Annotated in this window: 8 protein-coding genes; 3 read left to right on the top strand and 5 right to left on the bottom strand. The window is 70.8% G+C overall.

From position 1 onward, the window contains the following. The first annotated feature begins 118 nt into the window (after positions 1 to 118). Together ABTZ89_RS31650 and ABTZ89_RS31645 are read left to right on the top strand one after the other, a co-directional pair. Positions 119 to 700: a CGNR zinc finger domain-containing protein gene (locus tag ABTZ89_RS31650; RefSeq protein ID WP_270954663.1), complete on the top strand. Its 582-nt coding sequence runs from the start codon at positions 119 to 121 to the stop codon at positions 698 to 700. Positions 701 to 818: 118 nt separating this feature from the next. Further along, positions 819 to 2321, top strand: a complete 1503-nt coding sequence (locus ABTZ89_RS31645; protein ID WP_351051614.1) for an ArnT family glycosyltransferase — start codon at positions 819 to 821, stop codon at positions 2319 to 2321. Positions 2322 to 2325: 4 nt separating this feature from the next. Here the strand turns inward: ABTZ89_RS31645 and ABTZ89_RS31640 are convergent, their stop codons facing one another. From ABTZ89_RS31640 to ABTZ89_RS31620, 5 genes are all read right to left on the bottom strand, one after another. Continuing rightward, positions 2326 to 3786 carry a PrsW family intramembrane metalloprotease gene (locus ABTZ89_RS31640; protein WP_351051611.1) on the bottom strand — a complete coding sequence of 487 codons (1461 nt, stop codon included), beginning with the start codon at positions 3784 to 3786 and terminating at the stop codon, positions 2326 to 2328. A 189-nt stretch (positions 3787 to 3975) separates the two neighbouring features. Then, complete coding sequence (locus ABTZ89_RS31635) at positions 3976 to 4185, bottom strand: hypothetical protein (RefSeq protein WP_270954142.1); 210 nt, start codon at positions 4183 to 4185, stop codon at positions 3976 to 3978. Positions 4186 to 4455: 270 nt separating this feature from the next. Next, complete coding sequence (locus ABTZ89_RS31630; protein WP_351051607.1) at positions 4456 to 4983, bottom strand: GNAT family N-acetyltransferase; 528 nt, start codon at positions 4981 to 4983, stop codon at positions 4456 to 4458. Between the two features lie 102 nt (positions 4984 to 5085). Then, positions 5086 to 6579, bottom strand: a complete 1494-nt coding sequence (locus ABTZ89_RS31625) for a CoA-acylating methylmalonate-semialdehyde dehydrogenase (protein WP_351051604.1) — start codon at positions 6577 to 6579, stop codon at positions 5086 to 5088. After that, positions 6576 to 7877 (bottom strand): aspartate aminotransferase family protein, encoded by a 1302-nt coding sequence (locus ABTZ89_RS31620; protein WP_351051601.1) that lies wholly within the window; start codon positions 7875 to 7877, stop codon positions 6576 to 6578. The genes ABTZ89_RS31625 and ABTZ89_RS31620 overlap by 4 nt, the downstream gene beginning before the upstream one ends. A gap of 128 nt (positions 7878 to 8005) precedes the next feature. On the opposite strand from ABTZ89_RS31620, the gene ABTZ89_RS31615 reads away from it, so the two are divergent. After that, the coding region (locus tag ABTZ89_RS31615) for a PucR family transcriptional regulator ligand-binding domain-containing protein (protein WP_502949627.1) at positions 8006 to 8253 on the top strand (248 nt) is incomplete at its 3' end.

The raw sequence follows: 8253 nt of genomic DNA, 5'->3' as shown, positions 1-8253 counted from the left end.
GGGCCCCCGCGCCCCCCGCTCCACCCTCACCCCCGGAGCCCCTAATGGGTAAAGCTTCGTTTACGCATTGGACCAGCTGGGCTCGACGCCGTCAAGGACTCCACTACCATCTGGAGCCATGAAACCGCGCCTGCCGCTGATCGGTGAGCCGCTGGCCGTCGACCTGGTCAACACCAGGGCGATCACCCCGGACGGCCCGGTCGACTTCATGGGCACGCCTGCGGAGCTGTGGGAGTGGCTGACCCGCCAGGCGGACCGGATGACGACACCCACCCAGTCGGAGCGGACTTCGCTCAGCCGAGCCGACCTGGCCGCCGTGCACGAAGTGCGCGAGCACGCCGCGCGAGCGCTCACCCAGATCCGGCTCGGGAAGCGCCCGCCGGCGGACGCGCTCCGCGGGCTCAACGACGCCCAGCGGGCGGCGCCGGGGATCCGGAAGCTGAGCTGGCGCGGCGGATCGCTGGTCGGCACCGTCGAACGCCCCGGGAGTCTGGGCGCACGGGTCGCCGCCGACCTGGCCGAGGCCGCCGCCGAGCTGCTCACGGACCCGATCATCGAGGCGCTCCGCGAATGCGAGGAGCGGAACTGCGTGATGCTCTTCATCGCCACCAACCCCCGCCGCCGCTGGTGCTCACCCGCGATCTGCGGCAACCGGGTCCGCGTCGCCCGCTACTACCAGCGCCACAAGGCGGACGCCTGATCCACCGGGACGCGGCGGTGCCAGCGGCCCGCATCACGCCGCGAAAGGTCGTCGACCGCCTGTGACTCACCCGATCGGCCGTTAGGCTGCCCCGAGCCGTCACGACCAGGGGGAGCCGATGCACACCAGCGCCACCACCGGCTTCGACGGTGCAGCCACCGTCCGGCTCCCCCGCCCCGCCCCGCCGTTCGCCCGGACTCCCGTCCTGGTGCTCGGCGCTCTCGTCACGGCGCTGCTGGTGGTGCTGGCGCCGCGCTACGACCTCGTCACCGACGAGCTCTACTTCCTCGCCGCCGGGAAGTTCCACCTGGACTGGGGGTACATGGACCAGCAGCCGCTGGTGCCGTTCCTCGCCGCGTTCCTGGACACCGCGTTCCCCGGTTCGCTGCTGGCGTTCCGACTACCCGCGGCGCTGGCGACCGGGCTCGGGGTGGTGGTCGCTGCGTTGGTCGCGCGCGAGTTCGGCGGCAACGGCAAGGCCCAGGTGCTGGCCGCGGCGGCGTACGCGCTCTCGCCGTGGCTGCTGGTCAACGGCCACTGGCTCACCGCATCCACGATGGAGCCGTTGCAGTGGACGGCGATGATCTGGCTGCTGGTGCGGTGGATCCGGTTGCACGGCCACGGGATTCGCCGGGACCGGCTGCTCCTCGGCATCGGGCTGATCGCGGCCCTCGCCGTGCAGACCAAGTTCCAGGTGGTGGTCCTGTGCGCTGCGCTGCTGCTGAGCACCGCGATCACCGGCCCGCGGGCGGTGCTGGCTCGTCCGGCGCTGTGGGTTGCCGTGGCGATTCCCGTGGTCACCGCTGTTCCCACGCTGTGGTGGCAGGCCGCCAACGGCTGGCCCGCGCTGGAGATGGGCACCGCGGTCAACGAGGAGAACGACCGGCTCCTGCTCGTCCCGACCGCGCTGTTCTACTCCGGGATCGTGGTCGGCGCGGTGCTGTGCTGCTACGGCCTGGCGGTGCTGCTGCGCTCCCCCGCCTTGCACGCGTACCGGTTCCTGGGCTGGACGACCTTGGCGGTCCTGGTGTTCTTCCTGGTCACCGGCGGTCGGCCGAACTACCTGGCGGGGCTGTTCGGAGTTCTGTTCGCGGCGGCCTCCGTCGGACTGCAGCACCGCAGCGGCAAGCTGCTGTGGCCGGCTTGCGCGATCTCGGCGGTGCTGCCGCTGGCGATGTTGCCGGTCTACCCGCTGGACGTGCTGGCCCGCCACCCCGAGATCCCGAACTACCCGCGGCTCTACGAAACGGGCTGGCCGGAGCTCACCGACGCGGTCACCCGCGCCTACCGGGCGCTACCGCCCGAGCAGCAGCGCCGCGCGGTCGTCGTCGCCGAGACCTACTACCTGGCAGGTGCGCTCGACGTGCGAGGCCGCCCGGCCGGTCTGCCCCGCGTCTACAGCCCGCATCGCGGCTACTGGTTCTTCGGCGCCCCACCCGCGGACGCCGATGTCGTGCTCTACGTCGGCAAGCGCTCGCTGTCCGACCACTTCAGACGGTCGCAGCGGCTCGGGAAGGTCGAGTCGGGCCTGGTGAACATGGCTCGCGGCAACGAGATCACGCTCTACCAGGCGCCGGCGCAGCCGTGGCCCGAGCTCTGGCCACGGCTGCGCACCCTCTGATCGATCAGCGCGGCGGCCAGGGACCGCCGGGGCGCTGCCCGTTCGGCCCCGGGGGCTGCTGCGGCGGAGGCGGCATCGGCGGACGCTGCCCGGCCGGCGGCGGAGGCGGTTGCTGACCCATCGGTGGCTGGGGCGGGCGCTGTCCGGCCGGGGGCTGCGGCGGGCGTTGCCCGACCGGCTGCTGCGGTCCCGGGGCCTGGGGCGGACGAGGCGGACGCTGCCCGGCGGGCGGTGTCGGCGGGCGCTGCTGGTAGGTCGGCAACTGCCCCAGCTGCGCCGGCAGCGCGAAGAACCCGGACTGCTCGGTGCGCGGCGCCCACGGCGGCGGGGGCGCCTGCTGCGGCATCCGCCGGAAGAAGGCGTCGCGGGCCATCCGCATCAGCGACAAGATGGCCTCCCGACGCTGGAAGAACTTGTCCGGCGGGATCGTCAACCGCTCGGCCTGCGCGTGCAGGAGCGCCAGCTCGGTCGCCGCCAGCTGGTAGTCGCCCATGGCCCGCACCCCGACGGCGCCGGCTTGCCCCCGCGCCCAGCGGCGTGCTTCCTTGCGCCCGCGCATCTTCCCCAGCATCTGCAGGTCGTTGGGCTGCACCAACCCGCTCGGGATGTAGGCGGGCAGGTACTTGCCGATCATGTGCACCAGCCGCTTGCGGTCCCTGACCACCACGACGATCAGGGTGATCAGCACGCCCAGCTCCACCAGGTAGGCGAGCGCCAGACCGCCGAAGCCGAACTGGGTGCTGCCGTTCCACAGCGCGTGCAGGAACACCGCGCCGATCCAGCCGCCGACCACGGCGAAGACGCGTCCCGAGCCGCGGTGCGTTGCGGCGTAGGCGACGCCGAGCCCGGTCATCGAGGTGAAGATCGGGTGGCACAGCGGCGAGAACACCCCGCGGAGCACCACCACGAACAGCAGGGAGCCCTCGTCGATGCCCCGCATGTAGTAGAGGACGTTCTCCACCATCGCGAAGCCCAGCCCGCACATGGCGGCGTAGACGATCCCGTCGGTGGGTCCGTCGATCTCGTCCCGCCGCGCCCACAGCAGGTACAGCAGCAGAGCGCCCTTGAAGCTCTCCTCGACGACCGGGGCCACGATCGTCGTCGTGGCCGCGTCCGCGCCTGCCTCGCCCAGCATCGGGATCAGCAGCACCCCGGTCACGGAGTTCACGATCAGGGCGCCGATGATGGCCACCCCCGCGCCCCAGCCGAACGACAGCACCAGGTTGATCCGGGGCTCCGGCTCCAACCGGTCCATGAGCAGGACCAGCGCGACCAGCACGATCGCGGTGGGCAGCGCCAGCAGCAGGCCGACCACGGTGTTGATCGGTCCGCCCGCCACGAAGAAGTAGTAGAGCAGCGCCAGCAGCAGGCAGAAACCGGAGATCACCAGGCCGACGATCAACGGCACCGGTGTTCGGTTCGAGCTGTGTCCATCCAGGACGGATTGGGGCTTGAGCAAGGGCATGCGGGTGAGGGTATGAGATGACCTGCGGCCGCATCCGGCAGTTCGGCCCATTCGTCGGCCGGATCACCCGAACACCACCAGGAATGCCCGATTCGCGAAATCAGCCCGGAAGCAGGGTTGGCACCCGCAGCCCAGGCGGACGCTGAGATACCCGCACCGCCACGCGAAACGAGTGCTTCAGACAGGTCTTCAGACCGGCGGGCGCGTGCCCGCCAGGATTCCGTCGCCACCGCACTGGGGGCAGCCCCGCCACTCCGCCAGCGTCATGCCGGTCATCAGCTCTTCGGTCGCCTGGATCATGTACAGCCGGGGGTCGCTGACCTTCTTGAACCCCCCGCAGGTGAAGCAGATCGCGTTCGGTCCACCGGCGAACACCGGCGGCTGGCCCTGGTCGGTCATGCCTTGATCCTCACCTCGGCGGCCAGCGGTGGGACTGGCGGCCCGGTGTCGCCCGGCAGTGCCGGCACCGCGTCCACCCCATGACGGTGTAGGCCTCGCCGTCCGCCGAGGCGAACCCGCGCGGAACCCGGACCTGCCCCCGGCCCTTGCAACCCCGGCAGATACCTCCCGGTTCGGACTCAGCGGTCACGTCCGTCCCCCCGAACTCGCGAACCGGGCATGTCCCGGCCATCGTATCGACCACGAGCTCCGATCGGTCCAACACCCCGGTCAGGTCTGGTCGATCAGCTCGACCTCGTCGCGGAGGAGGCTGTAGAGGACGCAGTCGCGCCACCGGCCGTTGCGGTAGGTGTAGGCGCGCAGGACGCCTTCCCTGGTGAAGCCGACCTTCTCGAGGGCTCGCTGCTCCGCGGCGTTGGCCAGCTCGGTGCCGGCTTGGAGGCGGTTGACCAGCGTGTGCGCGAACAGGTACTGGACCAGCAGCCGCTGCGCTTCGGTGCCGTAGCCGCGGCCGCGCGAGTCGGGTTGCAGGTTGACGCCGATCTCGAAGCAGTGCGACGACGGTCCGGTCCCGACCTGGTGCCAGGACACGAAGCCGACCAGCTCGTCCTCGGCGATCGCCAGCAGGATCCCGTGCTCGTCGCCCAGCAGACCGGATTCCTCCCACAGCTTGGCCATCCGGTCCGGCTTGCGCCAGCCCCACCAGTTGTACGGGGCGGTGTTCTCCGGCTCGTTGATCAGCTGTTCCAGCTCCGCCAGGTCGTCTTCCCGAACCGGTCGCAATGACACGTCTCCCACGCGGGGGAGCCTAGCCAGCGGTCCGGCGATCCTGACAGGTCCGCAGGCACCAACGCGTGTTCGGGGAGCCCTCCGGCGGAGAGCTCCCCGAACGCGGGAACGTCAGGTGCTCTGCGGGAATCCCAGGTCGACGCCGCCGTGGGAGGGATCCGGCCAGCGCGTGGTGACCACCTTGGTGCGCGTGTAGAACTGGATGCCGTCCGGGCCGTAGGCGTGCGCGTCGCCGAACAGCGAGTCCTTCCAGCCGCCGAAGGAGTAGTACGAGACCGGCACCGGGATCGGGACGTTCACCCCGACCATGCCGACCTCGACCTCCTCGCAGTACTGCCGCGCCGCCCCGCCGCTCTGGGTGAAGATGGCGGTGCCGTTGCCGTACGGGTTGGCGTTGAGCACCTCGAGCGCGGCGTCGTAGCTGGCCACCCGCAGCACCGAGAGCACCGGGCCGAAGATCTCGTCGGTGTAGATCGACATGTCGGTGCCGACGCGGTCGAACAGCGTCGGGCCGAGCCAGAAGCCGTCGTCGGCGCCGTCCACCTCGATCCCCCGGCCGTCCACGACCAGTTCCGCCCCCGCGGCGACACCGGCGTCCACATAGGACGAGACCCGGTCGCGGTGCGCGGCGGTGACCAGGGGTCCCATGTCGCAGCCGCGACGGCCGTCGCCGACGTTGAGCTTCGCCATCCGCTCGGCGATCTTGGCGACCAGCTCGTCGCCGACGGGATCGACCGCGACGACAGCGGAGATCGCCATGCACCGCTCCCCCGCCGAGCCGAAGCCGGCCGACACCGCGGCGTCGGCGGCCAGGTCCAGGTCGGCGTCGGGCAGCACCACCATGTGGTTCTTGGCGCCGCCGAGGGCCTGCACCCGCTTGCCGTTGCCGGTGCCGGTCTCGTAGACGTAGCGCGCCACCGGGGTGGAACCGACGAACGACACCGCCTTGACCGTCGGGTTCGCCAGCAGGGCGTCGACCGCGACCTTGTCGCCGTGCACGACGTTGAGCACGCCGTCGGGCAGGCCCGCCTCCTGCCACAGCTGGGCGATGAAGTTGGCCGCCGACGGGTCCTTCTCGCTGGGCTTGAGCACCACGGCGTTGCCGCAGGCGATCGCGTTGGGCACGAACCACAGCGGCACCATGGCCGGGAAGTTGAACGGCGAGATCACCCCGACGACGCCGACCGGCTGGCGCACCGAGTGCACGTCGACGCTGGTCGAGGCGTTCTCCGAGAAACCGCCGCGCAGCAGGTTGGGGATGCCGCACACGTACTCGACGTTCTCCAGGCCGCGCTGCACCTCGCCCGCGGCGTCGGAGAGCACCTTGCCGTGCTCGGCGGTGATGATCTCGGCGAGCTCGGACTTGCGCTCGTTGAGCAGTTCCCGGAAGGCGAACAGCACGTTGGACCGCTTCGCCAGCGAGGCGCGGCGCCACTCCTTCAGCGCCTCGGCGGCCTTGGCCACCGCAGCGTCCACATCGGACTCGGCTGCGAACGCGACCTGCTTGGTCACCGCACCGGTGGCGGGGTCGAACACCTCGCCGGTGCGCTGCGGGATCGTGTCGTCGAACTTGCCGGCGACCCAGTGCCTGATCAGTTCTGTCATCGGTTGAGCTCCTGCTCGGCCAGCGAGGTGGTCTCGGTGAGGATCTGCAGCGCCTGGTCCGCTTCGTCCTCGGTCAGGGTCATCGGCGGTGCCAGGCGCAGGACGTTGCCGTACAACCCGCCCTTGCCTAGCAACAGTCCGCGCTGCTTCGCCAGTTCCATCACCCGCCCGGCTGCCGCGGCGGCGGGCGTCCGGGTGCCGGGTTCGACCAGCTCGACGCCGATCATCAGGCCCTTGCCGCGCACGTCGCCGATCAGGCCGCAGGTCTCGGCGTGGGCGCGCAGCCCGTCCAGCAGCCGTCCGCCGAGCTTGGCCGCGTTGCCCTGCAAGTCGTTGTCCAGCAAGTACTCCAGCGCGGCGACGGCTCCGCCGGTGGAGATCGGGTTGCCGCCGAAGGTGGAGATCGAGTTGGCGGTCAGGCAGTCCATCAGCTCCGCCTCGGCCACCAGGCCGCCGATGGCCAGGCCGTTGCCCAGCCCCTTGGCGAACGTCATCGCCGACGGGGTCACGCCGTGCGCCTGGATGCCCCAGAAGTGCTCCCCGGTGCGGCCCCACCCGGTCTGCACCTCGTCGGAGATCAGCAGGATGCCGTACTCGTCGAGCACCTCGGCGAAGGCGCCGAACAGCCCGTCCGGCGGGGTGGCGAAACCACCGACGCCCTGGATCGGCTCGGCGATCATGCAGGCCACGTCGCCGGAGGTGGTGGTCTCGATGACCTCGCGCAGGTCGTCGACGCAGGCCGCGATGTAGTCGGCGTCGGACAGCTCCCGGAACGGGCTGCGGTAGCGGTAGCCGCCCTGCACGTAGCTGACCTTGAACGGGGACAGCGCGCTGGCCGACCAGCCGCGGTTGCCGGTGACGCCGAGGGCCCCGAAGCCCCTGCCGTGGTAGGAGTTGCGCAGCGCGAGGACCTGGTGGCTGCGGCGCTTCTGGGTGGCCAGCATCAGCGCGGTCTCGTTGGCCTCGGTGCCGGAGTTGGTGAAGAACACCTTCGGATTGGTCATCCCGGACAGCTCGCCGATGCGCTCGGCCAGCTCCACCTGCTTGCGGATCAGGTACAGCGTCGAGGTGTGCAGGACGCCGCTGTCGACCTGGCGGCGGATCGCATCGCTGATCTCGGCGATGTCGTAGCCGATGGCGTTGGTCAGGACCCCGGCGAAGAAGTCCAGGTAGGTGTTGCCCGCCGAGTCGGTGACGTGCCGCCCCCGACCGCTGACGATCTCGATGGGTTCGTCGTAGTAGAGGGACAGCCAGCTGGGCATGGCCGCGCGATGGCGGGCCACCAATGATTCCGACATTGCTCCCCGTTCCGTCGTGCCGATGCGGCCAGTCTGGCCCGCCGGGCACTCGGCCACCTACGGACAACCTGTACTGATCTGGCCCGGGAGCCAGTACGGTGTGTGCACCGGGAGGTGCGATGGAGTTGATGTCGCCGGACGTGCTGGCGCTGCCGACCGTGTCGGAGGTGCTCGACCTGCCGGTGCTGCGGCGCGGCAAGCCCCGGGTGATCGCCGGGGCGTCGGGTCTGGACGGCCGGGTGCGGTGGGTGCACGTCGCGGAGATCGCCGACATCGCGGCGCTGCTCAGCGGCGGCGAGCTCGTGCTGACCACCGGCATCGCACTACCGGAGGCGCCTGCCGAGCTGGTCCGCTACGTCGACGAGCTCGCCGCCGC

This window comes from Saccharopolyspora sp. NPDC002686 (genome assembly GCF_040295745.1).
In the GTDB taxonomy this organism is placed as follows: Bacteria; Actinomycetota; Actinomycetes; order Mycobacteriales; family Pseudonocardiaceae; genus Saccharopolyspora; species Saccharopolyspora oryzae.
Note: the sequence above shows the minus strand (reverse complement) of the source record. Positions and strands in the feature narration are given on the sequence as shown.

What these genes read in the sequence shown, in the direction of transcription:
- ABTZ89_RS31625 (WP_351051604.1), bottom strand. Translation starts at nt 6,579, where the DNA reads ATGACAGAACTGATCAGGCACTGGGTCGCCGGCAAGTTCGACGACACG.
- ABTZ89_RS31645 (WP_351051614.1), top strand. Translation starts at nt 819, where the DNA reads ATGCACACCAGCGCCACCACCGGCTTCGACGGTGCAGCCACCGTCCGG.
- ABTZ89_RS31640 (WP_351051611.1), bottom strand. Translation starts at nt 3,786, where the DNA reads ATGCCCTTGCTCAAGCCCCAATCCGTCCTGGATGGACACAGCTCGAAC.
- ABTZ89_RS31650 (WP_270954663.1), top strand. Translation starts at nt 119, where the DNA reads ATGAAACCGCGCCTGCCGCTGATCGGTGAGCCGCTGGCCGTCGACCTG.
- ABTZ89_RS31620 (WP_351051601.1), bottom strand. Translation starts at nt 7,877, where the DNA reads ATGTCGGAATCATTGGTGGCCCGCCATCGCGCGGCCATGCCCAGCTGG.
- ABTZ89_RS31635 (WP_270954142.1), bottom strand. Translation starts at nt 4,185, where the DNA reads ATGACCGACCAGGGCCAGCCGCCGGTGTTCGCCGGTGGACCGAACGCG.